This window comes from Flavobacterium sp. UM26 (genome assembly GCF_057922445.1).
The window spans coordinates 116,408-142,279 of record NZ_JBVHCY010000010.1; the positions used below are offsets into that span (position 1 = coordinate 116,408).

General features: G+C 34.7%; 22 protein-coding genes and 1 tRNA gene. 11 read left to right on the forward strand and 12 right to left on the reverse strand.

The window, feature by feature from the left end:
- Nucleotides 1-1,131 carry a serine hydrolase gene (locus ACZ1AQ_RS12470; protein WP_489633221.1) on the reverse strand — a complete coding sequence of 377 codons (1,131 nt, stop codon included), beginning with the start codon at nt 1,129-1,131 and terminating at the stop codon, nt 1-3.
- 208 nt (nt 1,132-1,339) lie between these two features.
- Nucleotides 1,340-1,417 (reverse strand) — tRNA-Val (locus ACZ1AQ_RS12475).
- Nucleotides 1,418-1,601: 184 nt separating this feature from the next.
- Between ACZ1AQ_RS12475 and ACZ1AQ_RS12480 the strand changes: the two genes are divergently transcribed.
- Both ACZ1AQ_RS12480 and ACZ1AQ_RS12485 read left to right on the forward strand, forming a co-directional pair.
- The gene (locus ACZ1AQ_RS12480) at nt 1,602-3,386 is read left to right on the forward strand and encodes an ABC transporter ATP-binding protein (protein ID WP_489633222.1); all 1,785 of its coding nucleotides are present in this window, start codon (nt 1,602-1,604) and stop codon (nt 3,384-3,386) included.
- A 137-nt stretch (nt 3,387-3,523) separates the two neighbouring features.
- On the forward strand, nt 3,524-3,745 hold the full coding sequence (locus ACZ1AQ_RS12485) for a hypothetical protein (protein ID WP_489633223.1): 222 nt from the start codon (nt 3,524-3,526) through the stop codon (nt 3,743-3,745).
- 46 nt (nt 3,746-3,791) lie between these two features.
- Here ACZ1AQ_RS12485 and ACZ1AQ_RS12490 read toward each other — a convergent pair whose 3' ends face one another.
- The 8 genes from ACZ1AQ_RS12490 to holA form a co-directional block, all read right to left on the reverse strand.
- Nucleotides 3,792-4,451, reverse strand: a complete 660-nt coding sequence (locus ACZ1AQ_RS12490) for a hypothetical protein (protein WP_489633224.1) — start codon at nt 4,449-4,451, stop codon at nt 3,792-3,794.
- Nucleotides 4,451-5,284 (reverse strand): ABC transporter permease, encoded by an 834-nt coding sequence (locus ACZ1AQ_RS12495; RefSeq protein ID WP_489633225.1) that lies wholly within the window; start codon nt 5,282-5,284, stop codon nt 4,451-4,453. Before ACZ1AQ_RS12495 ends, ACZ1AQ_RS12490 begins: the two co-directional genes overlap by 1 nt.
- 2 nt (nt 5,285-5,286) lie before the next feature.
- Nucleotides 5,287-6,129, reverse strand: coding sequence for an ABC transporter ATP-binding protein (locus ACZ1AQ_RS12500; RefSeq protein ID WP_489633226.1), 843 nt, complete (start codon nt 6,127-6,129; stop codon nt 5,287-5,289).
- Nucleotides 6,129-6,671 carry a hypothetical protein gene (locus ACZ1AQ_RS12505; protein ID WP_489633227.1) on the reverse strand — a complete coding sequence of 181 codons (543 nt, stop codon included), beginning with the start codon at nt 6,669-6,671 and terminating at the stop codon, nt 6,129-6,131. Before ACZ1AQ_RS12505 ends, ACZ1AQ_RS12500 begins: the two co-directional genes overlap by 1 nt.
- A gap of 207 nt (nt 6,672-6,878) precedes the next feature.
- Nucleotides 6,879-8,573 carry an energy-dependent translational throttle protein EttA gene (ettA, locus tag ACZ1AQ_RS12510; protein ID WP_489633228.1) on the reverse strand — a complete coding sequence of 565 codons (1,695 nt, stop codon included), beginning with the start codon at nt 8,571-8,573 and terminating at the stop codon, nt 6,879-6,881.
- Between the two features lie 130 nt (nt 8,574-8,703).
- Nucleotides 8,704-8,886, reverse strand: coding sequence for a CAL67264 family membrane protein (locus ACZ1AQ_RS12515; protein WP_159685243.1), 183 nt, complete (start codon nt 8,884-8,886; stop codon nt 8,704-8,706).
- Nucleotides 8,887-8,955: 69 nt separating this feature from the next.
- Entirely contained in the window at nt 8,956-10,974 is a 2,019-nt protein-coding gene (gene pulA / locus ACZ1AQ_RS12520; protein WP_489633229.1) for a type I pullulanase, read from the reverse strand.
- A 6-nt stretch (nt 10,975-10,980) separates the two neighbouring features.
- Nucleotides 10,981-11,985: a DNA polymerase III subunit delta gene (holA, locus tag ACZ1AQ_RS12525; RefSeq protein WP_489633230.1), complete on the reverse strand. Its 1,005-nt coding sequence runs from the start codon at nt 11,983-11,985 to the stop codon at nt 10,981-10,983.
- Nucleotides 11,986-12,072: 87 nt separating this feature from the next.
- On the opposite strand from holA, the gene ACZ1AQ_RS12530 reads away from it, so the two are divergent.
- The 3 genes from ACZ1AQ_RS12530 to ACZ1AQ_RS12540 all read left to right on the forward strand — a co-directional run bounded on the left by ACZ1AQ_RS12530 (nt 12,073) and on the right by ACZ1AQ_RS12540 (nt 14,438).
- On the forward strand, nt 12,073-12,540 hold the full coding sequence (locus ACZ1AQ_RS12530) for a type I restriction enzyme HsdR N-terminal domain-containing protein (RefSeq protein WP_489633231.1): 468 nt from the start codon (nt 12,073-12,075) through the stop codon (nt 12,538-12,540).
- 5 nt (nt 12,541-12,545) lie between these two features.
- Nucleotides 12,546-13,538: a glycosyltransferase family 2 protein gene (locus tag ACZ1AQ_RS12535; protein WP_489633232.1), complete on the forward strand. Its 993-nt coding sequence runs from the start codon at nt 12,546-12,548 to the stop codon at nt 13,536-13,538.
- Nucleotides 13,539-13,604: 66 nt separating this feature from the next.
- The gene (locus tag ACZ1AQ_RS12540; RefSeq protein WP_489633233.1) at nt 13,605-14,438 is read left to right on the forward strand and encodes an OmpA/MotB family protein; all 834 of its coding nucleotides are present in this window, start codon (nt 13,605-13,607) and stop codon (nt 14,436-14,438) included.
- A gap of 257 nt (nt 14,439-14,695) precedes the next feature.
- Here the strand turns inward: ACZ1AQ_RS12540 and ACZ1AQ_RS12545 are convergent, their stop codons facing one another.
- Both ACZ1AQ_RS12545 and ACZ1AQ_RS12550 read right to left on the reverse strand, forming a co-directional pair.
- On the reverse strand, nt 14,696-15,316 hold the full coding sequence (locus ACZ1AQ_RS12545) for an L-threonylcarbamoyladenylate synthase (RefSeq protein ID WP_489633234.1): 621 nt from the start codon (nt 15,314-15,316) through the stop codon (nt 14,696-14,698).
- 99 nt (nt 15,317-15,415) lie between these two features.
- Nucleotides 15,416-17,749, reverse strand: coding sequence for an ATP-dependent helicase (locus ACZ1AQ_RS12550; RefSeq protein ID WP_489633235.1), 2,334 nt, complete (start codon nt 17,747-17,749; stop codon nt 15,416-15,418).
- A 339-nt stretch (nt 17,750-18,088) separates the two neighbouring features.
- Here ACZ1AQ_RS12550 and ACZ1AQ_RS12555 point away from each other — a divergent pair, with 339 nt between their 5' ends.
- The 6 genes from ACZ1AQ_RS12555 to ACZ1AQ_RS12580 all read left to right on the forward strand — a co-directional run bounded on the left by ACZ1AQ_RS12555 (nt 18,089) and on the right by ACZ1AQ_RS12580 (nt 25,704).
- Nucleotides 18,089-20,260: a S9 family peptidase gene (locus ACZ1AQ_RS12555; RefSeq protein ID WP_489633236.1), complete on the forward strand. Its 2,172-nt coding sequence runs from the start codon at nt 18,089-18,091 to the stop codon at nt 20,258-20,260.
- Between the two features lie 226 nt (nt 20,261-20,486).
- Complete coding sequence (locus tag ACZ1AQ_RS12560) at nt 20,487-21,197, forward strand: DJ-1/PfpI family protein (protein ID WP_489633237.1); 711 nt, start codon at nt 20,487-20,489, stop codon at nt 21,195-21,197.
- A gap of 12 nt (nt 21,198-21,209) precedes the next feature.
- Nucleotides 21,210-21,644, forward strand: coding sequence for a hypothetical protein (locus tag ACZ1AQ_RS12565; protein ID WP_489633238.1), 435 nt, complete (start codon nt 21,210-21,212; stop codon nt 21,642-21,644).
- Between the two features lie 24 nt (nt 21,645-21,668).
- Nucleotides 21,669-22,166: a hypothetical protein gene (locus ACZ1AQ_RS12570; protein WP_489633239.1), complete on the forward strand. Its 498-nt coding sequence runs from the start codon at nt 21,669-21,671 to the stop codon at nt 22,164-22,166.
- 11 nt (nt 22,167-22,177) lie between these two features.
- Nucleotides 22,178-23,830 carry a tyrosinase family protein gene (locus ACZ1AQ_RS12575; protein ID WP_489633240.1) on the forward strand — a complete coding sequence of 551 codons (1,653 nt, stop codon included), beginning with the start codon at nt 22,178-22,180 and terminating at the stop codon, nt 23,828-23,830.
- Between the two features lie 26 nt (nt 23,831-23,856).
- Nucleotides 23,857-25,704, forward strand: coding sequence for a hypothetical protein (locus tag ACZ1AQ_RS12580; RefSeq protein WP_489633241.1), 1,848 nt, complete (start codon nt 23,857-23,859; stop codon nt 25,702-25,704).
- Nucleotides 25,705-25,872 lie beyond the last annotated feature (168 nt).

The window sequence follows — 25,872 nt, forward strand, 5'->3', positions numbered from 1 at the left end:
TTATTGTTTGCTTTTTTTATACAATTGTCGACCGAGTTCTGCTAGAAAAGGAAACCCAATCGAATCATATTCGTAAATTCCATCATTAAATATTTTGTTTTTATTAACCAATATAGTAGCCGAAACTAAAAATTCTACGTTATTTTTCGAATCGACAATATACGCACAATCCGTTAGCGTTCCGTAGGCTTCACCAACTTTGTTGTAAATTTTAATATAATCCGGAATAGGTTCTTTTGTATCACCAAACATAAAAAACTTACAATACCCATCAAAATACTCTTTTGGATCATATCCTGCATTTCTGGGTAAGTTTTGCATCGAAAACAATATAAATTCTCTGCTTTTTTCTGACAGCTTGAATCGCTCTTTTTCCTCAAATGCTTCTGGAAAAACAATTCTTTTTAGTGTATTGTGCAAAGTCTCTAAAGGGTAATAGTTTTTTGCTGAAAAATCAAATGGTTTTTGAATGATTTGCTCTCCTTCTAAATACCCTTTCCCTTTTTGAATTCCTTTTAATTTCAAGGGAGGAAATGCTTTCGTTTGAGTTGATGGAAATTTCATAACTGTACCATCATCCTTATACAAAATGATAGGTTGCACTACCCTACTACCCGAATTTGCCGTAGATAATCGGTGCGTAATTCTAAAAGGAGACAAACCCTTATTTTTCATACCGTTATTCAAACTATCAAATCCAATGAATTCAAATAAATGATTACTGGCTTCATTATCACTTACAGCAAACAACTTTGAAATCTCTTCCGAAAATTTCCACTGGCTTACTTCATCTCCAATTGAAAATGTAGAATTTACAGAAGTACCTGAAATAGCGTCTAACTTCTCTAAAGCCATAACAGCAATAGGAAATTTGACGGTACTTGCGGGATAGAAATATTGTTTTGCATCTACATTGTATTTATAATCCTTGAATGTAACCGTGCCGTTTTTACTTCTCTCAATCTGAGAATAAACAATTTGCACTTCGTACTCTTTTGAATTTTGCATCACCTGATGGATGACACCATCGTTTACTTTCAAAATTTGTTTCAAAGGATTATTTTGAAAACTACCACAACTAACTAAACCAAATGCAGATAAAAAAAAGAAACTCTGATAAATAATTCTCATAACGAAAAGATTAATTATTGCAATGTAAAAGAAAATCAACAGAACAACAATTAGATTATCTCGAAATAGAGAAATAAATTTAGAAAGAATTACAGTAGAAAAAGTTCGTTTAAAGAATACAGAAAACTTGATGCTTTTTATTTAAAAGTCATCATAGGTAAACGATAATTAAACATAAAAAAAACTCCTTAATTACTTAAGGAGTTTTTGGTGGGCGATGAGGGGTTCGAACCCCCGACCCCCTCGGTGTAAACGAGGTGCTCTGAACCAGCTGAGCTAATCGCCCGATTGCGTGTGCAAATATACAGCTAGAATTCGTATTTGCAAGACTTTTTTTTGAAAAAAATCAAAAAAATCAATCATAAATTAATTAAATCCTCACACACAGCGTTTTAGTTTTATGTTCTAAATCCAATATTTTTTTGAATTCCACTTTCAGAGTGGTACATTTGAAACATAAATAAAAACCAATGGGAAGATTTAAAGAAAACGATTTACCAAAAGCTAAAATTACAGCCTCTTCAATAAACAAAGCCAAAATTATTTTTAAATATGCAGGCAAAAATACTTGGAAGTTTTACCTCGGATTATTATTCCTTTTACTAACCAGCGTAACCGCACTAGCTTTTCCTAAATTTATGGGAATGTTGGTTGACTGTGTCAATAAAAAAGATAGCGGTTTAGCTAACCAAATAGCCTTGGGACTAGGACTAGTTCTAGTACTACAATCTGTTTTTTCTTTTTTTAGATTGTCACTTTTCGTGAATTTTACTGAAAACACTTTGGCTAATGTGAGATTAGCGTTGTATACGAATTTGATCAAATTACCAATGTCTTTTTTCTCTCAAAAACGTGTAGGCGAATTGAACAGCCGAATCAGTAACGACATTAGTCAAATTCAAGACACATTAACTACGACTATTGCCGAGTTTTTGCGTCAATTCATTCTGATTATTGGAAGTTTTGTGATGTTGGCTAGTATCAATATCAAGTTGACAATAATGATGATTTCTGTTGTTCCGCTAGTTGGTGTTGCCGCAGTATTTTTCGGTAGATTTATTCGTAAATATTCTAAAAAAGTTCAAGATCAAGTAGCCGAAAGCCAAGTTGTAGTTGAAGAAACAATGCAAGGTATTAGTATAGTAAAAGCCTTTGCCAACGAATGGTATGAAATTGAACGCTACACCACAAAAATTAAAGAAGTCGTAAAAGTAGCTATAAAGGGTGGACAATTACGCGGTTATTTTGCTTCTTTTATTATTATTTGTTTGTTCGGAACAATAGTAGCCGTAGTTTGGTATGGTGTGCAATTAAGCATCGCTGGCGAAATTACTGTAGGCGAATTGTTTACTTTCATTCTGTATTCAAGCTATGTTGGTGCTTCTTCTGGAGGCATAGCCGAATTGTATGCGCAAATGCAAAAAGCCATTGGTGCAACAGAGCGTGTTTTTGAATTACTAGAAGAAATTCCAGAAAAAATCAATAGCACAAAAAATCAAAATTTCCCAAAAATAAAAGGTGATGTCTCTTTTGAGAATGTTGCCTTTACCTACCCTTCTCGTAAAGAGATTCAAGTACTAAAAGAAGTAAGTTTCACCGCTTTATCAGGTCAAAAAATTGCTCTTGTTGGTCCGAGTGGAGCAGGAAAATCTACTATTGCCTCTTTGTTATTGCGTTTTTATGACACTACTGGAGGTAGTATTACCATTGACAACAAAAACATACTGGAGTATGATTTAGAAGCGTTGCGTGGCAATATGAGCATTGTTCCTCAGGATGTAATTTTGTTTGGAGGAACCATTAAAGAAAATATTGCTTACGGTAAACCCAATGCTACCGACGAAGAAATTATGTTGGCTGCTAAACAAGCCAACGCGCTACAGTTCATTCAAGGTTTCCCAGAACAATTTGAAACTGTGGTCGGAGAAAGAGGCATTAAACTTTCAGGAGGGCAAAGACAGCGAATTGCTATCGCAAGAGCATTGCTAAAAAACCCAAGTATTTTGATTTTGGATGAAGCCACTTCATCTTTGGATAGCGAAAGTGAAAAATTAGTCCAAGAAGCTTTAGAAGTTTTAATGGAAGGAAGAACGAGTATCATAATTGCACATCGTTTATCTACTATTCGTAGTGCCGATCAAATTTTGGTTTTAGATCAAGGACAAATTACCGAAAAAGGAACACATCAAGAACTGATTGCCATAGAAAATGGTACTTATAAAAATTTAAGCAACCTACAGTTTAGCGATTTTTAAAAAACTTCAAAAAATCTTTACTTCGTTTAAAAATTTCACTACAAATTAACAAATGTTATCGTTTGAAAAACAATTGATTATGCGAATTTTGATTTATTAAAATCAACGCAACGATAACATTTTTAATTTGTAATAAAATGAAAAAAATAGCCTTTTTTACTGGAGTAGTGACTGTTTCATTTTTAATATTCACAATTGCTTTTTGCCAATTTGAATCTTCTTTTACGGTTATGAATATTTTGTTTGTAATTGGTAATTTTTTGATTGTATTGATGGTGTATCGAGTACTTAAAAGTATGACTACTACTTCAAAAACCTTTAATGATTGGTATGAAGATCAACCAAAAATGAAAGAGTAAACTAAACTATTTTCTATTCGTAAATAAAGTAAATCTTCAGATGAAGTTAAACAGCCATTTTTATGGAAGCATAATGCAGTAGTAAGTATATTTTACCTTTTTTAACAGCAGTAGCTTTCATCTTTTTACGGTCAATAGATGAACCTTTTCCTAGAAAATTAACGGGAATTTTTAATTTTTCAATTTCAAAACTCACTTCAACTTTTTGAGGTAAAACGTCTTTTGCTTTTTGATATTCCAACGCCATTTGATACGCGCCATCTTTTTTGGTATTGATTTCCGTGGTATGCAAACGTTTCGCTTTTTGGTCTAACCAAACAGTGGCTATCGAAAAATCGGCTTTGGGATCAATCGGTATAATGTTTAGTACTTTACAAAGTTTACCATTTTTCACTTCTTTCCCTCTGTCAACAGTGATGTATGGATATTCTGTAAGACTGTTAAGTGAAAAATCCAATCCTCTTTTGGGCAAAAGCACAAAATCTTTTGCATCAATTTTCATTCTCTTACCACGATTATAGTTTAATGTTGCTTGCTTTGTTGGCATATTAATAAAAGAAATATCAACGTCCAAGACCAATTTCGCAGTGAAAGAAGATACAGAATCCATTCGTTGCTTTAACAACAAAAAATCTTTATCGATTTGTTGCGAAAAACAAGTAGAACTACTAATAAAAAAAAGGGCTATGAAAAAATATTTTTGCATTATTCGAGGTCTTTTTTAATAAATAAATAAATACCAAAAAGTGCCGTAATTAGTGTATAAAAGAACAACAAAACAGCATTAAAACTTACTTGATCCCATTCTACTACAGGATAAAAAAAGTATTGCCAACTGTCTATTAGTTTTACATAAGCCCATTGATTTAAAAAAGTAGAATTCAAATCTATTTTTAGCAATAAATTAGTAAAAACCAGAAAAAAAGTAGATGCTATCCAAGTGGCTGTGGCTTCTTTTATGATGATTGCCAATGTCATACTCACCACAGTATAAAATAACATCGAAAAACCTCCAGAAATAAAGGCAAAAAGAATACGCTCCTTCGCTTCTTCGTTAGTAAAAAAATTAAGTGATTCTAAATAAACAATCAAATCTCCTTGTCCAAAAAGGGCATTAGACAGCAAAATAGAAGTTAACGCTAAAAAAACCAAAACAAGAATCGTTAGTTGCAATGCAACCAAGTATTTAGATAGAATAAATTTTCCTTTTTTTACAGGTTGCAAAAAGGTAGCTTGAAGTGTTTTGTCTTTGTATTCTGTGGTCATCATTCCAGATACTAATATCATCAAAATCAAGGGTAAATGAAACCAAAGAGTATTCAATAATAGATAAATCATCAGATTGCCATTCAACAGTTTTCCTTTAAAATAAAAGGATTTCCGGAGGTTCTCCAATAACAATTCGATAATTTCTGTACCTTGAAAATAAGCTCCCACCAAAACTAATCCTTCGATAATCAAAATGGCAGCTAAAGCCCAATAGGTTCTTTGCTGTTTGAAAAGTTTAAACCATTCAATTCTCATCAATTGCCACATCATACCTATACTTCAAAAAGTTCTTTCATACTATAATCAGGAATACAAGATTCTATATTTATCCCTTCGATAAGTAAATCCTGTAATAGTTTGCTTATTTTATCAGAACCAATGGCTACCCAAACCATTTGTCCACGTACCTTAAAAGAATAATTTAGCAATGTTTTTGCATTACTTATTCCTTTTCCATACAAAGCATATCCAACAGTGTGTGTCGAAAGAATGTCTTGGGTAGGCCCGCTGTGAATCATTTCACCACCTTTAAGCACATACAAACGGTGGCAGCATTTAGCCAATTCTTCAGTAATATGAGAGGACAAAATAATCGCTAATTTTTTCTTTTCACAAAGCTCTAATATTAAGTCGCGTAAAGCGGTCACTCCAACGGGATCTAGCCCATTAAAAGGTTCATCTAAAACCAAAACCGCAGGCTGATTTAATAATGCAATAGCAATGGCTAATCTCTGTTTCATGCCCATCGAAAAACGATTGACAGGATCTTTTCGTTGGATATCCAAGCCAACTTGTAAAAGACATTCGCTAATAAACTCTTTTGTGGTATTTATCCCTTGCAAACCAGCAAACAACCTGATATTTTCAGCAGCAGAAAGATATTCATAAAGTCCCGGTTTTTCGATAATCCCACCTAATGGTTTTGCGTAATGTTGAGGCAAAGTAACCGTTCCACTATCCGGTTGAACGAGTCCAAAAATAATCTTGAATAAAGTCGTCTTTCCGGCACCATTAGCTCCCAACAAACCTACCATTTCACCAGGTTGGCAATGCATGGAGACCCCACGAAGTACTTCTAAATTACCGTATGATTTGTAAATGTTATGTACTTCCATTATTGCGAAATGTCCATTTGGATTGTGTTGAAATTAAACTTAGACTGATAATTTGGCTCCAAAAAAGTACGATTCCAAAACTTCTTTTTAAAGAAAAACAACGGATCTTTAACCATAAAATATGGAATGAAATGATACCATTTTACGCCTTTTTGTGCATAGTATTCTGCTACTTGCTTTTCTAGTCCTAACTCTTCAGCAGCCACAAGCGCAGCCATGCGTTGACACTTTGAAACAATATAAGTATCACAAATACGTCTATTAAAACCGTGAATAAAAAACTGATCCTTCGCTCTTTTATAGTTTTGAAAACGGGACCATCCATCAGCCAAGACCAAAAAAATATGCACAAAGGCGAACAAGAAACATAGTAGCCATAAAATAATTAGTATCAATCCTTGATTTAGCATGGCATTACGTAATTGCACACCATAAAACCAAGCCTCTAGAACAAAAAGAAATAACGAATAGTACAACAATTTACCCACCTTCAAATAGGAAATAAATAATGGCGGTTGTTTTGGTAAATTGGTTAGAATCATAGTTAACTTAAGAATTTATTTTCTTCGAATACTTTACATCAACAAAAAACATCCTATATAAAGCTCTAAATAAATGCTTTACCAAAATAAGAAAAAACTATTAATTAAAAACGAAATATTTTCTATAATAGAAAATAAAATAACCCCATAAAAAAATCCACTACCTACTTTGAGTAAATAGTGGATTACAAAAAATGTTGATTCGTTTTATCCTCTAATCAATTTTCTATATTTTAAACGTTTTGGAGTCAAATCACCACCTAAACGTTTCTTTTTGTTTTCTTCATAATCAGAGAAACTTCCTTCGAAGAAATATACTTCAGAATTTCCTTCGAAAGCTAAGATATGTGTACAAATACGATCTAAAAACCATCTATCGTGAGAGATTACTACAGCACAACCCGCAAAGTTTTCTAATCCTTCTTCAAGTGCACGTAATGTATTTACGTCCAAATCATTCGTTGGCTCATCAAGAAGTAATACGTTACCTTCTTCTTTCAAAGTCATCGCTAAGTGCAAACGGTTTCTCTCTCCACCAGAAAGCATTGATACTTTCTTGTTTTGCTCACCTCCACCAAAATTAAAACGAGACAAATAAGCTCTAGAATTCACTTGCTTACCACCCATCATAATCAATTCTTGACCATCGGAAAAATTTTCCCAAATCGATTTATTTGGATCTATATTGGAGTGTGATTGGTCAACGTAAGCGATTTTTACGGTTTCTCCAACTGTAAATTCACCACTATCGGTTTGTTGTTCGCCCATAATCATTTTAAAAATGGTCGATTTACCAGCTCCATTCGGACCGATAATCCCAACAATTCCTGCTTGAGGCAAAGTAAAATTCAAGTTGTCATATAAAAGCTTATCTCCAAAAGCTTTGGCTACATTTTTAGCTTCAATAACATTGGTACCCAAACGAGGACCATTAGGAATATAAATCTCTAATTTTTCGTCTAATTGCTTTTGGTCTTCATTCAAAAGTTTGTCATAGTTCTGTAAACGTGCTTTTTGTTTGGTTTGACGACCTTTGGCACCTTGACGTACCCATTCTAACTCACGCTCTAACGTTTTTCTACGTTTAGAAGCTGTTTTCTCCTCTTGAGCCAAACGAATTGACTTTTGATCCAACCAAGAAGAATAGTTACCCTTCCAAGGAATACCCTCTCCACGATCTAACTCCAAAATCCAACCCGCAACATTATCCAAGAAATAACGGTCGTGAGTAACGGCGATTACAGTTCCTGAATACTGTGCTAAATGTTGCTCTAACCACAATACGGATTCAGCATCTAAATGGTTGGTTGGCTCATCTAAAAGCAATACGTCGGGTTGTTGTAACAACAAACGACATAAAGCTACACGACGACGCTCACCACCTGAAAGGTTTTTAATCGGAGTATCGCCTTCTGGAGTACGTAAAGCATCCATAGCAATCTCTAGTTTGGTGTCGATTTCCCAAGCACCTAGAGCATCGATTTTATCTTGCAAAGCAGCTTGACGATCCATCAATTTATCCATTTTGTCTGGATCAGAATAGTTTTCTTCAAGACCAAACAAATCGTTAATTTGGTTGTATTCTTCAAGTACCGCCATAGTTTCAGCAACTCCTTCACGAACAATCTCGATTACTGTTTTGGAATCATCTAAAACTGGTTCTTGTTCTAAATAACCAACGGTATAACCCGGTTGAAAAACAACATCCCCTTGATAATTTTTATCAACTCCAGCAATAATTTTTAAAAGAGAAGATTTACCAGAGCCATTAAGACCCAAAATACCAATTTTAGCTCCATAAAAGAAACTCAAATAGATGTTTTTTAATACTGGTTTATCTGCACCTTGATAGGTTTTGCTCAATTTCTGCATCGAGAAAATGACCTTCTTATCGTCTGACATATTCTAAGTTTATTTGTTTACTGTTTGTAGTTTAATGAATTATTGTTTTTGGGTTTGAATTTTAAAATTTTCATAAATGATTAGTCACCTAATTTGCTAGTGCAAAAACCATAGACAGTCTAAAAATAAGTTATACTCTACCTTTCAAAGAGCTAAAAACCCAAGCATTGGCTAAAAATCCAATTCCAACTGCGGCAAATCCCCATCCAGATACGTCTCTGTAGCGAAAAGCTCCCAATGCAATCAGTAATAATCCCATTAAAATCATTATAAATGTTGCCCATCCTAAGATGGTATTTTTATTCATTCCCATAATCGTGGTATTTTATTTTTTTCGGAACTGCAAATATCGTTATTTTTTATAGATTTTGGAACAAAATTCTTATTCCTGATATAAAATCATTGCGCTATGAGGAGGTATAGCGATGGCCTGGTTTTGCGTCTTCTTACCTGAATTGAGAGCAATTATTTCTCCATTACAAGCAATAGTCCAAGTTCCTTCCAAAGTAATTGTTTTAGCAATAGCATCACCATTATAGTATACTCTTATATTTTTCCAAGCATCACCATTTGCATAATTATTCAAAGTATAGCCTACTAGCAGAGGATCATTTGTGCTTACAAAATCCAAATGCTGTTGTATCATTTTTTCTGTAGTCATTTTAAATGCGGGATGTGCTTTACGAAGTGCTACTAAATTTTTGTAATAGTGATACAATTCTTTGTTTTCATGTTTCCAATTCCAATCTATTTTGTTGATACTATCTGGGGAATTATAGGAATTCTCAACTCCTTTTTTTGTTCGTTTCATTTCAACACCCATATGCAAAAAAGGAATACTTTGAGAAGTCAAAACAATGGTATTCGCTAATTTATCCATAGCTACCAAATCTTTCTCTGAAACAGTAGGATTCGCTATTTTTAATTTGTCATACAAAGTATTATTATCGTGACAAGAAACATATCCAATAACTTTAGTTGGGTTATCAGCATACGGAAACTGAGCATAACTTCTGTTTTTATCGTACTTTATTTGTGGATGTTTGGTTGAAGCTACAACTCCAAATTCTATAATTTCTTTGAGATTTTTATTTCCACTCACAAATCCTTTTTCTTCAACATTAGACCAATGTCCTTTTACCCCATCTCGGATATCATCTGAAAAAACAGCGATTTCATTCAACTGCTTTACATGACTTTTTAAGGCTCTTTTTTCCAAAGGAAGTGGAGAATCTCCTGCCGTCCAGCCTTCACCGTATAAGAAAATGGTAGGGTCAATTTTTTTAAGTTCATTAGCAATCAAATTCATGGTTTCGATGTCATGAATAGCCATCAAATCAAAGCGAAAACCATCTACGTGATATTCCTTTACCCAATATTTTAGAGATGAAAGCATAAATTGACGCGCCATAATTCTATCAGAAGCAAATTCATTGCCACAAGCCGAAGCATCCGAACGTTTACCATCAGCCCAATTTCTGTAATAATAACCTGGAACCAATTGGTCAAAAATATCAGTGGAGCTAGTGTGATTATATACTACGTCCATCACCAAACGAATATTAGCTTGATGCAATGCTAGTACCATTTCTTTGTATTCTTTCATCCTCACCAATCCATCAAAAGGATCGGTTGAATAAGACCCTTCTAAGGCATTATAATTTTGTGGATCGTACCCCCAATTGTATTGAGGCTTAACTAAATTTGCTTCGTCAATAGATTTGTAATCAAAAACTGGAAGCAAATGAAGATGGGTAATTCCCAATTCTTTTAAATGATCTAATCCCGTACTTTCGCCATAACTATTTTTAGTATTGGTTTCTGTTAAACCAAGAAATTTACCTTTGTTTTTGATACCTGAAGAGGGATCTATAGAAAAGTCGCGAACGTGAGTTTCATATAAAATAATATCAGCAACAGATTTCAGTTCGGGTTGTTTGTCCTTTTTCCAAGCAGTTGGATTATTACTATTGGGGTTAAAAATTAGCCCACGGTTACCATTCACGCCAACTCCTTTGGCATAAGGGTCGGGCATTTCTTTAGACCATTTGCCATCATGTTTTGCTTGTAAAGTGTAATACGTATTATGAAAATCTCCTTTTAATTCGATAGACCAAACTCCCGTTTTGATTTCGTACGTTAATTTCTTTGTATCAAAAGCATTTCCTCCATTACCTTTTGCATAAAGATGTACTTGAACTTCTTCGGCATTGGGACTCCATAGCTTTAAAATCGTCTTTTGAGGAGAATAAGTAACCCCTAAATCCTCTTTTAAATACACAGGATAAGTATCAAAAGAGGTATATTTTATAGTATTGTTTTTTGAATTTTGAGCTTTAGCCCATGGCAGCATTAAAAGTAGCCCCATACTCAGTATGATATTTTTAAATAAAGTACTCATATTTCTTTAATTGAAAATTTTATACAACATTTCTTTTAGTAAATCTGCATTTGACAATGCATTAGCACCTACTCCTTTACTCTTTACATCGATATCACGCAACGAGTTAACAATTTGACTGACTTTTTTCATGGGATAATTTTTAACAGCCACATCATAATCTTTCAAAAAATAAGGATTTACACCTAAAACTGTAGCCACGTTTTTAGGATTCTTATCTTTAAGCCCATGATATTTTAGTAGTTGCACAAAAAAACTAAAAACCAAACCTGTAGTCATTACTAAAGGATTCTCTTTCGGGTTTTGAGCAAAATTATCTGCAATAGTATAAGCTTTTAACTGATTGCGTTCACCAATGGCTTTTCGTAATTCAAAAACATTAAAATCTTTGCTAAAACCAATATTTTCTTCAATATGATGAGCTGTGATGGTACTCCCTGCTGGTAAAATGATTTTAAGTTTTTCAAGCTCGTTGTTAATTCGGCTCAAATCCGTACCCAAAAATTCGACCAACATAGCTGAGGCTTTGGGTTCTATAGCGTACTTCTTGCCGGCTAATACTCTTTTTATCCAATCACCAACCTGATTTTCATACAACTTTTTACTTTCGTACACCAAACCATTTTTAGCCAAAACTTTGGTTACTTTTTTACGTTTATCCAAAGTTTTGTATTTATAGCAAAACACCAAAACAGTTGTAGGCATTGGATTTTCGGCATAACTTTCTAATTTATCTATAGTTCTCGAAAGTTCTTGAGCTTCTTTTACAATCACAACTTGACGCTCGGCCATCATTGGATAACGTTTGGCAGTACTTACAATATCTTCTACAGAGACATCACGACCATACAAAACCGTTTGATTGAACCCTTTTTCATCTTCGGCCAAGACTGTTTCTTCAATATAATCGGATAATTTATCAATATAATATGGCTCTTCACCCATTAAAAAATAAATAGGTTTGATATTGCCAGCTTTTATATCATTTACAATCTTTACTACTTCATCCATTTTTTTGTATCTACTAGCCGTTTATAATGAATCTTTTTTGCTTTATTTCAAATGATAAACTACAAACAAAATAACTATTTTTGCGACATGCAAAAACTTAATTTTCCTTCTTACTCATTTCGATTCAAAAATAGCGAAAATAAAGTGTCTATTTTTGATGAAATTCGGAAAAAATTTATAATCCTTACCCCAGAAGAATGGGTTCGACAACACGTGGTTCAATATTTACTACAAGAAAAAAAATACCCAAAATCCCTTATCAATGTTGAGAAAGTATTACATGTAAATGGTTTACGAAAACGCTATGATATCGTATTGTTTAACCCAAATGGATCTATTTTTGCCTTGGTAGAATGCAAGGCACCACACATAACTATCAGCCAAGCCACTTTTGATCAAATCGCACAATACAATATGACATTACAATCACAATACCTAATGGTAACTAATGGTTTGAATCATTATTATTGCACGATGGATTTTGAAAATGAAAAATATGAATTCCTTAAATCAATACCGGAATATTCTCTTCCTATCTCTAAAAACAGTAAATAATATCAATGAAATTAGCCGTAGTTATTCTTAATTGGAATGGACAATCTCTTTTAGAACAATTTCTTCCAACGATTATTCAATATTCACCAGAAGCCACCATTTATGTGGCTGATAATGCATCTACAGATAATTCTGTGGCTTACGTGAAAGCTAATTTTCCCTCAGTAAAAATCATTATCAACAAAGCCAATTATGGATTTGCTGGAGGCTATAATGAAGCATTACAATATATAGATGCTGATGTGTATGCTTTAGTCAATTCAGACATCGAAGTCACGGCCAATTGGTTACAGCCTATTATTGATACATTTAAAAAAGAATCGAAAACAGCTATTATTCAGCCCAAAATATTAGACTTTAAAAATAAAGAGTATTTTGAGTATGCTGGTGCTGCGGGAGGTTTCATTGATAAATATGGTTATCCATTTTGTAGAGGTCGTATTTTTGACACTCTAGAGAAAGATGTTAATCAATACGATGATAGAATTGAAATTTTTTGGGCTTCTGGAGCTTGTTTCTTTATTCGTGCACAAATATATCATGAGTTAAACGGATTTGATGCAGACTTTTTTGCTCATCAAGAAGAAATTGACTTATGTTGGAGAGCAATTAACTTAGGACATACCATAAAATACGAACCTGCTTCGGTGGTCTATCATGTGGGAGGCGCAACATTACAACAGGGAAGTCCTAAAAAAACAGAATTGAATTTCAGAAATTCCCTATTTATGCTAACCAAGAACCTACCCAAATCGGTTATGTTTCGTCGACTTTTCATCCGAATGTTATTAGATGGTGTTGCAGGAATACAATTTTTAGTAAAAGGCAAACCCAAACATTTTTTGGCAATTTTAAAAGCACATTTGGCTTTTTATCAGTATTTTAGCATACACTTTAAAAAAAGAGGTGCTTTTCAAAAAGAGTCCTATTACAAAGTAAAAAGCATCGTATATACTTATTTTATTAAGAGTGGCACTATTTTTGAAAAGCTAGTTTAACAATATTTTATACCTAGGTATTCATATTAAGATTTAACTTTGTAAAACATCATTAAAAGAAAAATTATGAAAAAAATAGTAATTGCTTTGTCCGTTTTAACTTTGCTAACTTCCTGTGTTTCTAAAAAGAAATATGCAGACTTGGAAGCTAAAAACAAAGAAACTCAAGATTTATTGAATACTGCCACAGTAAAATTGAACTCTTGCTTAGAAGAAAAAGCTGGTTTGGCAGCTACTGTTGAAGGATTAAAAGAGAAAAACCAATTATTGATTAATACTTCAAAAGACATGACAGTTCTAACTGCAAAAGGAGCTGAAAATATTGAAAAAGCCTTAGAAACCATCAAAGAAAAAGACTTAAAGATAAGTAGAATGCAAGATGCTTTGAACAAAAAAGATAGCGTTACCCTTGCATTGGTTACTAGTTTAAAAAGTTCTGTAGGTATATCCGATCCAGATATTGAAATTAATGTAGAAAAAGGAGTTGTCTTTATTTCTATTGCTGATAAATTATTATTTAAAAGTGGTAGCTATGAAGTAACCGACAAAGCTAAAGCTGTTTTAGCTAAAGTTGCCAAAGTAGTGAATGACAAACCTGATTTTGAATGTATGGTTGAAGGACACACCGATAATGTTCCTTACAGAAGTAATGGAATACTATTAGACAACTGGGATTTGAGTGTAAAACGTTCTACTTCTATTATCAGAGTCTTAACTAATGATTTAGGTGTAAAACCAGCACAATTAATTGCAGCAGGTAGAAGTTCATATGTACCATTGGTAGAAAATGATACTCCTGAGAATCGTTCTAAAAATAGAAGAACTCGTATTGTAGTGTTACCAAAAATTGATCAATTCTACGACATGATCGAAAAAGAAATGAAGAAACAACAACAATAATCATTTCTTCAATATTTTATAAAAAAGCGTCTTAAATTGACGCTTTTTTTTATACAAAAAAGGCAGGCCTTTCGACCTGCCAATATGTACCCTCAATATTGTTTTAATAACCAATTAAATATATCAAGAATAACATTTTATTGTGTTTTTTAAATGTTTTTAACTGAATACTATAGTAAATATATAAAAAAATATAAAAAAAATCATACTTCAGTTTGTTTTTTAAAAATTGAAATAGCAATACTACTATTCTTACTTTATAAAACATCCAAACTTCCTTTACCTTCCCTTACCACAATTGGCTCATAATCAGATAAATCAATGATAGTAGAACCTATATTATCTCCATAACCACCATCAATTACAATATCTACAAGATTCTGCCATTTTTCAAAAATTAATTCAGGGTCAGTCGTATATTCAATAACATCATCGTCATCACGAATAGAAGTAGACACTATGGGGTTTCCTAATTGTCTAACCATCTCTAGAATAATATTATTATCAGGAATCCTAATCCCAACCGTTGTTTTTTTCTTGAATTCTTTTGGTAAATTATTATTTCCAGGAAGGATAAAAGTATAGGGACCCGGCAAAGCTCTTTTTAAAATCTTAAAAGTAGCTGTATCTATTTGTCGAACATAATCTGAAAGGTTACTCAAGTCATGACAAATAAAAGACCAATTGGCTTTTTCTAATTTGACACCTTTAATTTTGGCTATTTTTTCAAGTGCTCTAGAATTGGTAATATCACATCCCAAACCATACACCGTATCAGTTGGATAAATGACTAATCCTCCATCTTTTAAAACTTTTACCACTTTAGCAATTGCTGCTTCACTGGGTTTATCTTCGTATATTTTAATAAATTGTGCCATCTCGGATTGTATTTATATTTAAAAGATAGAATTAACAGCAGTAAGTTACAGATATAATTAGTAATAATAGTACAAATCTATCTAAACTTTTCACTGTTTTTATCCAATCACTTCCAATTTTGCGAAACGTAACAATAATTTCTTTATTCCACCGACTTCAAACTTAATTTCGGCTTTTTTATCAGCACCAGCTCCTTCTAAATTTAAAATCTGTCCTTTACCAAAGCGTTCATGCATCACAACATTTCCAACTACCAATTGATTATCAAATAAATTGGTGTTACTTGAGGAATTAGTACTTCCCACTGGTTTCAATTTACGAATAACGGTATCGGGTTTTGGCTCATTACTAGTACTATACTTGGGAGGAGTTCCTGCAACAGGTTTTGATAATCGTAATTTTGACTTATCTACATCACCAAAAATATCACTATCAATTTGTGGTTTATAACGATAGCTACTCTCAGCAGGAGTTAAATATTCTAGATATTGACCATCGATTTCCTCAATAAATCGGGATGGTTCGCTATCTGTTAATTTTCCCCAACGGTAGCGAGATTGTGCATAGGTCAAATAGGCTTGATGCTCTGCACGTGTTAAAGCTACATAAAACAATCTTCGTTCTTCTTCTAATTCGCTTCGGGTACTCATACTCATAGCAGATGGGAATAAATCTTCTTCCATTCCCACTACAAAAACATGAGGAAACTCTAACCCTTTTGCTAAGTGAATAGTCATTAAAGCCACTCGATCTTCATCGTTAGTATCTTTATCCAAATCAGTTGCTAAAGCAACATCTTCCATGAATTCTGACAATGCACCACGAGCACCATCAATTTCTTTTTGACCTTCGGTAAAATCTTTGATACCATTCAAGAGTTCTTCAATATTCTGAATTTTTGCCATTCCCTCTGGAGTAGCATCTTTTTTCAATTCTTGAACCAAGCCTGTTTTTTTGGCCACATGATCCGTAATGTAAAAAGCATCTTGATTTTCATTAATAACTTGAAAACTCTGAATCATAGTAACAAAATCAGCTAGCTTCTGCTTTGTACCCGAATTCAATTTCAAATCAATTTTATCCACATTTTGCATGACTTCCCAAATCGAACGCTTGTAATGATTTGCTGCAATCGTCAACTTTTCGATAGTAGTATCCCCTATTCCTCTCGCAGGATAATTAATCACACGAATTAAAGCTTCTTCGTCTTTTGGATTAATTACTAAGCGTAAATAACACAACACATCTTTGATTTCTTTCCTTTGATAAAAAGATAATCCACCGTAAATACGATACGGAATATCCCTTTTTCTCAAAGCGTCTTCCATAGCTCTTGACTGAGCATTGGTTCTATACAAAATGGCAAAAGCACCGTTATGCAACTGATTTTGCATTTTTTGCTCAAAAATAGTACTCGCAACAAATCGACCTTCTTCGGCATCAGTCAAACTGCGGTGTACTTTGATTTTTGGACCAAAATCATTGGCTGTCCAAACCACTTTGTCTAATTTGGTTTTATTTTTATCAATGATGGTATTGGCGGCCTCTACAATATTTCGAGTTGAACGATAATTTTGTTCTAAACGAAAGGTTTTCACGCCTTCATAATCCTTTTGAAAATTCAAAATATTATTAATATTCGCACCACGAAAAGCATAAATACTTTGGGCATCATCCCCAACTACGCATATATTTTGAAAGCGATCCGAAAGTGCTCGTACAATTAAATACTGCGAATGATTGGTATCTTGATACTCATCAACAAGTATATAACGAAATCGATTCTGATATTTAGCCAAAATTTCAGGAAAACGAGTCAACAACTCATTGGTTTTTAGCAACAAATCATCAAAATCCATCGCTCCAGCTTTAAAGCATCGTTCAACGTATTGTTGATAAATTTCACCTAAACGTGGTTTTTTAGCCATTGCGTCGGCTTCCATCAATTCAGGATTATTAAAATAGGCTTTTACCGTAATCAAACTATTTTTATAACTCGAAATACGTCCCAAAACTTGCTTAGGTTTATAAATATCACGGTCCAATTGCATTTCTTTGATAATTGCCGAAATCAATCGAGCCGAATCTTGAGAGTCATAAATCGTAAAATTAGAAGGATAACCCAAATGATCCGATTCGGCTCTTAAAATTCGGGCAAAAACCGAGTGAAAGGTTCCCATCCATAAATTCTTAGCTTCGGCAGAACCAACAATCTGAGCAATACGATTTTTCATTTCACGAGCTGCTTTGTTGGTAAAAGTCAAAGCCAGAATATTGAAAGCATCAATTCCTTGGTGCATTAAATAGGCAATACGAATAGTAAGAACCCTAGTTTTTCCGGAGCCTGCACCAGCGATAATAATCATTGGTCCATCTTTTTGAAGTACAGGTTCACGTTGGGCTTCGTTGAGCTGATCGATATATTGGTGCATGAATTTTTATTTAAGATAGGCAAAAATAAGGATTTAAGTAGGAATTCCGAATGGCTGCTTACAATTTACTGAGTTAAAAAATAATGCATTTGATTACCAAAAATTTGAACGTCACCAAAGTAATAAAATGAGCTTTCATATTAGGTATATAAGTAACTCTTTTTACTTATAACTGAGCTCGACCCATCCGTATACGCCTGAAGAACTAACACTTATTGCTTACAAACAAAAAGACAAATTCAAAATAAAAAGTAATACAAATCTGAAGAGTAAAAACAAAACCACAATAGTTTCATAGAATTGTTTAAATTTATCCAAAACAATTATTAATTACTGATTATGACTAAAAACAGCTTTCTCTTTCTTGCTCTAATGCTAATAGGCTTAACTGTCAGGTCTCAAAACAGCAACAAGACACTTACGGCAACCGATTATGAACAAGCGGTAAAATATTTAGGATTCAATACCAACAAATTAGTTTTCAATAGTAACGTAAACCCAAATTGGTTACCAAATGGTGATTTTTGGTACAACAATACTACTCCCAAAGGAAAAGAAATAGTAGTCATTCATACAGTTGACGGCACCCGAAAAACAGGTGCTGATTTAAAATCTTTACTCCCAGAAAACCAAACAACTTCTACCTCAACTTATACAGTTAGCCCTTTTGAAGTAAAATCGCCAGACGGTAAAAAAGTGGCTTTCATCAAAGACTGGAATCTATGGATCAAAGATTTGGCAACACAAAAAGAAACACAACTGACTTTCGATGGCGTAAAAGATTACGGCTATGCCACAGATAATGCGGGATGGAAACATAGCAACAAAGCCATTTTGTTATGGTCTCCCGATTCTAAAAAAATTGCCACTTTTCAACAAGACCAACGTCACGTAAAAGATATGTATTTGGTATCAACCAATGTGGGAGCTCCCAAATTGGAGGCTTGGAAATATCCGCTTCCTGGTGATGAAAAAATAATTCAAATTGAGCGAGTAATAATCGAAGTCGAAACACCAAAAGTTATTCGCTTGAATATGGCTCCCGATCCTCGAAGAGGAACTTTGTGTGATGATATTTCGTGTTCAGGTTCTTTTGATGATAACCAATGGAATGCTGATGGAACAAAATTAGTCTTTGTTTCTACTTCACGAGATCATAAAGAAGCCAAAGTCAGAATTGCCGATGCACTAACTGGCGCCGTAAAAGACATCTTTGAAGAAAAAGTGGCTACACAATACGAAAGTGGTCAAGGAAAAATAAATTGGCATTATTTAGAAAGTTCCAATGAAATCATTTGGTACAGTGAACGTGACGATTGGGGGCATTTGTATTTGTATGATGCCAAAACTGGTAAATTAAAATCACAAATTACCAAAGGGAATTTTGTAGTAACCCAAGTTTTAAAAGTAGACGAAAAAAATCGAGTGCTTTATTTTGAAGCCAATGGAAGAGAAACAGGTCGTGATCCTTATTTCAGTCATTTTTACCGAATTGATTTCAACGGAAAAAATCTTCAATTACTTACTCCAGAAGATGGAAACCATAATATCTCATTATCTCCCAATGGAGACTATTTTGTAGATACGTATTCACAACCCAATGTGCCACCTATTTCGGTTTTGAGAGCTACCAATGGGAAGTTAATTGCAACCCTTGAAAAAGCTGATATTTCAAAACTTTTAGCTACGGGTTGGAAAGCACCTGAGCCTATCAAAGTAAAATCAAGAGATGGCAAATGGGATCTGTATGGATTGCTCTTTACTCCTACTCATTTGGATGCAACAAAAAAATATCCTGTAGTTAATTACATATATCCTGGACCTCAAGGTGGCGGTGTAGGCAGTCGTAATTTTTTCTCAGCTCGAAGTGATCATCAAGCTTTGGCTGAATTGGGTTTTGTTGTTGTTATCATTGATGGAACTTGTAATCCAGATCGTTCCAAATCTTTCCACGATGCCTGTTATGGCAATATGGCCGATAACACTTTAGAAGATCAAATTTCAGGAATTAAGCAATTAGCCGCTAAATATACTTTTATGGATTTGGACAAAGTGGGGATTTGGGGACATTCAGGTGGTGGTTATGCTACAGCGGCAGCCTTATTTAGATATCCAGAGTTTTACAAAGTAGGTATCTCTGAATCTGGTAATCATGAAAATCGAAACTATGAAGATGATTGGGGTGAACGATATATCGGGCTTCTGACTAAAGACGCCAACGGAAAATCTAATTATGAAGATCAAGCCAACGCTAATTTTGCTGCAAATCTAAAAGGAAAATTATTATTAGCGCATGGCGGAATGGATGACAACGTCCCTCCTTACAATACTTATCTAGTAATTCAAGCTTTACAAAAAGCCAACAAAGATTTTGATTTCATCCTTTTCCCTAATGCTCGACATGGTTTTGGAGCAGACACTTTTTATATGATGCGTAAAAGATGGGATTATTTCGTAACCCATTTGCTTCATGCACAACCCCCGAAGGAATTTTTGATTCAACCGAAATAACTAAAAAAGCAATGTGAGAACATTGCTTTTTTTGTTTTAACACCTCAAAAGAATGTACTCTTAAAAACTAATGTATAAGCTATACTTGCAAATTTACTCTTGTACTCCAAAAAAATAGTTCTATCACATCAATACTGCTTCTTATACCATTTATTTAATTCCCTTTACTGAGTCGATGTAATTTTAATATTGAATAAACTACTGTTTTACTTTCAATTTTAAAATAATGGAGACACAAAATGATATTGTAGTGGGATTTGCTCTTTATCAAGGATGCACCCTTGTAGATTTTGCTGGAGCTACTCAAGTTTTCAGTTCATGCGATGGTTTTAAAACCATTTGGATAGCTACCGATGAAACCATTACTACAACTGAGGGAGTAAGTGTGGTTTCTAATTATACATTTTCTAATGCTCCAAAAGTAGATATTCTCTTTGTCCCTGGTGGTGGACCTACTGGTGTAATTGGTGCCATGCAAGATGACCTTTATCTAAATTCCATTAGAAAAATTTCCGAAACCACAATATGGAATGGCTCTGTATGCACTGGCGCATTTGTACTGGCTGCTGCTGGAATTTTAAAAAAATGTTTGGCTACTACTTATTGGTCGCAAATTCCAACATTAGGATTACTATCCGATTACCTAGAATTAAAAATCCCTCCTAGCTATCCTCGATTCGCGATAGATATGGAGCAAAAAATATTTACTGGAGGGGGTATTTCTTCTTCTTTGGACCTTGCTTTAGAAATCGTACTAATCATTAAAGGTCTTGAAGCCGCTCAAACCACACAATTATTCATACAATATCAGCCTAATCCTCCAGTAGATTCAGGGGATCCTGACCACGCCCCACCATATATCACCGAAAAAATGAGAAAAGAAGATGAAGACTTTACTAAGGCTTTGACTCTTCAAATAGAAAAAATTATTAACTAACCTAAATCAATTATGAATGCACCTAATACCCCAAAATTAGGCTCTGGAATATGGACCTATCGAAGCCTATTAAATAATCCAGACTTAACTGCAGATTTTAATTCACTCGAATTTGGAAGAGGAAATCTTCAAATCATTACAAATCTTGATGGCAAATTAACTGGTAAAATATACGATACTGGTTGGGAACTTGAATTGAAAGGTTCTTTTCAATATGGTAATCCAGCTTGTTTGTGGTTTCAAGGAAGCGGAATTGTTGGTGGATCTCTTTGGATTTACGACTACCTATGTTATGTAGTACCTCAAATTCCAAACGGAATCAATCAAACTCCAGCTTTAGTTGGAAGTGTTACTAGAGCCATTCCACATCCAGACGGCCAAGGAGGTACAAGTCCAGCGGGCGTAGTTTGTTCTTTTTATGCTGTATTGCAACCCGAAACTAAATAACAAGTTTAACTTAAAAAAAAGATTATGAGCGATACCTTTTCAAACACAAACAACTGCTGTTGCCATAGTAAAAAAACTGAGGAGTTAAAAAAAGAAATACTAGAAAAGGATAAACCCAACTTTAGATTCAAATCATTATCTTCTGTTGCATTGAGTGTTCTAATTGCCTTCTTTCCAAAATGTCCGCTTTGTTGGGCTGCCTATATGAGTTTATTTGGCTTTTTAGGTTTATCTCAGTTGCCCTACATGTCTTGGATGCTTCCGGTTTTACTCTTATTTCTGGGTGTCTATTTGATTATTCTTTATAGAAAATCACCCAAAAATGGCTATATCCCATTTCATTTGAGCCTTGCTGGCGCTATACTTCTACTTATTGGAAAAGTATTTTTTCCTCTCGAAAATTGGATTGCAATACTTGGAATGATCTTTATCATTTCTAGTTCGTTGTGGCTAAGCTTTGGCGTACAAATAATAAGCTATTTACTCTCTAAACAAAACAATAAACTTAAATCAATAAACTAACCTCAAATACAATGACAGCGACAAATCAAATACGAGTACGAAAATCGATTCTAGAAATCCAAAGAGATTACGAGAACGGTAATACAACAGAATTAGAAAACTTAATGACGGCTTGGGCTGGAATTAAAGCTTTAGATCCAAGTGATCTTAACTCCTTTTTTGTAATCGGAGGTTATCACGGAGAACCTTTTAGAGGAGCAGGTTACGGAAATAGTCAATGGTGGGGCGGCTGGTGTAATCATGGTAATGTCCTATTCCCAACTTGGCACAGAATGTATTTAGTGCGCTTAGAACAAGCTTTACAAAGTATTCCAGGTTGCGAAAATGTAATGCTGCCCTATTGGGATGAAACAGACGAATATTCCCTAAAATACGGAATCCCGAGTTGTTTGACCGATGATACCTTTAAATATGCAGATGGAACGGTAATTCCTAATCCATTGGTTTCCTTTACTTTTCCTGTAACTATTACTGATAATGTCTCCTCCGATCAAGCCAATGGCGGTGGATTGTATACCAAAGAGGTAGGTTACACAACAGTAAGATATCCTTATTCTGGTTTGGTGGGTACTCCTGAAGATCAGAAACAAACTGCCATTCATAACGCCCAATGGCCTACATCAGCTGAAGGAAATGCAGTATTGAATCAAAACATTGTAAATTGGCTCAATCTTTCTGTTGTTCCTATTGCACCAGACGGCGTAAACAATACCCATCCCACAACTTTTCCTGCTGGGGTTTATCAAGCGTACAAAGATTGCTTAAACGCACCCAACTACACTGTTTTTTCTAACACCACCTCAAGTCAAGCCTATAACGATTTGCTGCCTTCTGGAGCCGTTCCTGTAATGCCTTTAGAGCAACCGCACAATGACATACATTTGGCTGTTGGTGGAGCAGATATCACAACTGTTCCAGGGCAAAATTTTGATGCTTCGCCAATTGTTGGAGCAAATGGAGATATGGGTGAAAATGACACAGCAGGTCTAGACCCTATTTTCTTTTTCCATCATTGCAATGTAGACCGTATGTTTTGGGTTTGGCAGAAAAAAACTGGAAATCTTGACACTTTAGAAGTGATTCCACAATATCCAGGAACCAATTCTGTAGATAGTCAAGGACCAACACCGGGTGTATCAGGAAACGTATGGCTTTCTATGGATTCACCATTAATGCCATTTACAGATGCTAACGGCAATCCTTATAATTCTACTCATGTGGTGAATATTGAAAAACAACTCAACTACACTTATTCCATCGGTTCTTTGGACCAGCCATTTTGGCCTCCAACGGCTACAAATGAAATACAATTAATGAAATCCTCAGAAACCAATAGCAATAAAACATTAATAGTTTCTGGTGCCAATAAAGCGGCTATCAGTGGTTCGTTTATTATTGCTGCACACGCAACTGTCAATGGGAAAAAGCATTTGGTTGGCGTAAAATCCGTATTGAGTAGAAATGCGATTCAAGGGTGTGCCAATTGTCAGACGCATTTGGGTGTCAAAGCACATTTTAGCCTCAACCATTTATCACCTGAGATTGTTTCAAATGAAGCAATAGAATTCACAGCAGAAGTTATCGGACACAAACCTTCTAATGCTGGTAAAGCCCTAAAAATGGACGCCGTTCCAAATAAATCTTTAAAAACAAGCATTAGATAAAACTAAAAAACTAAATTTTGCCACAAATGAAAACATCAAAAACAAAAATAGCCATCGGACTTTTTATAACCTCTGGATTAATCCTTTTGGGATGTAAAAAAGATGCCGACATCGAAGCCAGTTACCTACCTTTGGACGTACAAAAAACGTGTACCATTTCTAAAGCTGATTTTGATACTTGGTTTGCCAGCGGTAAAGCCACCGAAAACGGATTAGTTTCTCCCGCTAATAGTGTAACTTTTCCCCATCAAAACAATTGTGATTTTTACAAATGGTCTCACCAAATGTTTCTTTGGATTACCTCTCCTGCTTCAGGAAGTTACGGAAACACAGGAACTATTATGGAATCTCCCGTATTTTATAATGTTTCGCCTCCTTATGATATAAGTAAACAAAACCCTCACGGCGTTCGAAAATTAGTGCCGCATACACCAGGAGAATTACTGAGAGTAACCCCTCACATTAGTCAAAATGGTCCGAACAAGCTTCCGGTAATCATTGACAAGCAAGGACGTATGTTTGAGGTAGAAACCAGTCAGGGCAACGAAGTAACGTTTCTAAAAAATGCTAAAAACGAATTGGTAGCCATCAAAAGCTTGGTCGCTAACGAAAAAAGAGGTATTGATTTTTTAGATGCCAAAGGAAAAGTTATCGAACAACCTAAAGCGGTAATAAAAAGCAAAATCAATCCTAATCGCGTGGTGCATAGCTTCAAACTTGGGAAAAAACAAATTTTCCTAGACGCTTCAGGAAATCAAATCGAAACAGAGCAAGGACAAGCAGGTTCGAATGGAGCCTTAATGGCCGAAAACAAATCGCTGGTATACTATATTACAATGGTAAACGATGTATATGCGTATTACCTAAGCGGTGTCAACGAAGGAAAACTAAACAATTCTCAATTTCCAACGACACAAAAAGAGCTCAACAGTATTTTGGCTTACGCGAAAGCAAAAGGATTACCCAATCCTCCAGATGCCAATGCTTTAGCAATAGAATTGAAAACCTCTTGGGTAGAAACCACGAACCTGCCTAATGCCAAAAGTTATGTTACCATCAAAGCAATCATTCCAACTTACAACAAATCCAATCCAAACAAATGGGTGGTAAACGGCGAAAGAACCGCTACATTAGCTTTGGTAGGAATGCACGTTGTAGGTAGTGTAGCTGGACATCCAGAAATGATTTGGGCTACTTTTGAACATCAAAAAAACACACCAAACGAGGCGTATTCTTATAAAGATACCAAAGGACAAATCAAAGAAGTTCCTGCTGACAAAGGAACAGGATGGTTGTTTAATGCGAATGCTTCTGACCAAGGTGCACAACAAAACTTTCAAAATATGAGAGTGAGTGGGGATACTATTTTGATTACTAATCCAGAAATCTACAGTCCCGGTGCTAGAAGAATAATGGCTTGGGGAAGTGCATCCAACACAGTACCTAATCCAGAAGATAAAACTCCTGCTGATGCCAATAGTCAGGTTATTTCTATCAACAACGACATTCGTAGTTTATTGGTAGGTAACGACATTCGAAAAAACTATCTATTGATTGGTGCGACTTGGACTTTTGGTGGCAATGCGCCCAACGGTGCTAGTTATCCTTATGCGCCACAGGTGAATAACCAAACGCCAACCGATTCAATACCAACACCAACTCCGCTTGGAGATGCCATTGGTACCTCGCAATTGTCAAACAGCACGATGGAAACATATGTACAATCGCCCTCCTCTGCATCGACTTCGGCGAATTCTATTTCTTGTTTTTCTTGCCATAACAACAATAATGGCTTGGCTCCTAGCGACCTTAGTCACGTTTTTGGAGAAACAAAAACCATATTGCCTATCGTATACACCAAAGGAAAAAAATAAACCAAAACCCAAACCAAAAAAAACGCGCTACTCGACTCAAACTTCTGAGTGTGTAGCGCGTTTTGTTATTGTTAGAGAATTTAAAAAGCTAGTTACTTTTCTACTTCTTTTTTGGAATGCCAATAAAAAAAGGCAAAATTATCTGCAACGTCTTGAAATATCAGCTAT

Excerpts from the sequence above, each read along its gene's own strand:
- holA (WP_489633230.1), bottom strand. The coding sequence starts at position 11,985 with ATGGATGAAGTAGTAAAGATTGTAAATGATATAAAAGCTGGCAATATC.
- ACZ1AQ_RS12570 (WP_489633239.1), top strand. The coding sequence starts at position 21,669 with ATGAGCGATACCTTTTCAAACACAAACAACTGCTGTTGCCATAGTAAA.
- ACZ1AQ_RS12545 (WP_489633234.1), bottom strand. The coding sequence starts at position 15,316 with ATGGCACAATTTATTAAAATATACGAAGATAAACCCAGTGAAGCAGCA.
- ACZ1AQ_RS12500 (WP_489633226.1), bottom strand. The coding sequence starts at position 6,129 with ATGGAAGTACATAACATTTACAAATCATACGGTAATTTAGAAGTACTT.
- ACZ1AQ_RS12530 (WP_489633231.1), top strand. The coding sequence starts at position 12,073 with ATGCAAAAACTTAATTTTCCTTCTTACTCATTTCGATTCAAAAATAGC.
- ACZ1AQ_RS12470 (WP_489633221.1), bottom strand. The coding sequence starts at position 1,131 with ATGAGAATTATTTATCAGAGTTTCTTTTTTTTATCTGCATTTGGTTTA.
- ACZ1AQ_RS12480 (WP_489633222.1), top strand. The coding sequence starts at position 1,602 with ATGGGAAGATTTAAAGAAAACGATTTACCAAAAGCTAAAATTACAGCC.
- ACZ1AQ_RS12505 (WP_489633227.1), bottom strand. The coding sequence starts at position 6,671 with ATGATTCTAACCAATTTACCAAAACAACCGCCATTATTTATTTCCTAT.
- ACZ1AQ_RS12495 (WP_489633225.1), bottom strand. The coding sequence starts at position 5,284 with ATGATGTGGCAATTGATGAGAATTGAATGGTTTAAACTTTTCAAACAG.
- ACZ1AQ_RS12550 (WP_489633235.1), bottom strand. The coding sequence starts at position 17,749 with ATGCACCAATATATCGATCAGCTCAACGAAGCCCAACGTGAACCTGTA.
- ACZ1AQ_RS12515 (WP_159685243.1), bottom strand. The coding sequence starts at position 8,886 with ATGGGAATGAATAAAAATACCATCTTAGGATGGGCAACATTTATAATG.
- ACZ1AQ_RS12560 (WP_489633237.1), top strand. The coding sequence starts at position 20,487 with ATGGAGACACAAAATGATATTGTAGTGGGATTTGCTCTTTATCAAGGA.
- ACZ1AQ_RS12565 (WP_489633238.1), top strand. The coding sequence starts at position 21,210 with ATGAATGCACCTAATACCCCAAAATTAGGCTCTGGAATATGGACCTAT.
- ACZ1AQ_RS12485 (WP_489633223.1), top strand. The coding sequence starts at position 3,524 with ATGAAAAAAATAGCCTTTTTTACTGGAGTAGTGACTGTTTCATTTTTA.
- ACZ1AQ_RS12580 (WP_489633241.1), top strand. The coding sequence starts at position 23,857 with ATGAAAACATCAAAAACAAAAATAGCCATCGGACTTTTTATAACCTCT.
- ACZ1AQ_RS12555 (WP_489633236.1), top strand. The coding sequence starts at position 18,089 with ATGACTAAAAACAGCTTTCTCTTTCTTGCTCTAATGCTAATAGGCTTA.
- ACZ1AQ_RS12575 (WP_489633240.1), top strand. The coding sequence starts at position 22,178 with ATGACAGCGACAAATCAAATACGAGTACGAAAATCGATTCTAGAAATC.
- ACZ1AQ_RS12535 (WP_489633232.1), top strand. The coding sequence starts at position 12,546 with ATGAAATTAGCCGTAGTTATTCTTAATTGGAATGGACAATCTCTTTTA.
- ACZ1AQ_RS12540 (WP_489633233.1), top strand. The coding sequence starts at position 13,605 with ATGAAAAAAATAGTAATTGCTTTGTCCGTTTTAACTTTGCTAACTTCC.
- ACZ1AQ_RS12490 (WP_489633224.1), bottom strand. The coding sequence starts at position 4,451 with ATGCAAAAATATTTTTTCATAGCCCTTTTTTTTATTAGTAGTTCTACT.
- pulA (WP_489633229.1), bottom strand. The coding sequence starts at position 10,974 with ATGAGTACTTTATTTAAAAATATCATACTGAGTATGGGGCTACTTTTA.
- ettA (WP_489633228.1), bottom strand. The coding sequence starts at position 8,573 with ATGTCAGACGATAAGAAGGTCATTTTCTCGATGCAGAAATTGAGCAAA.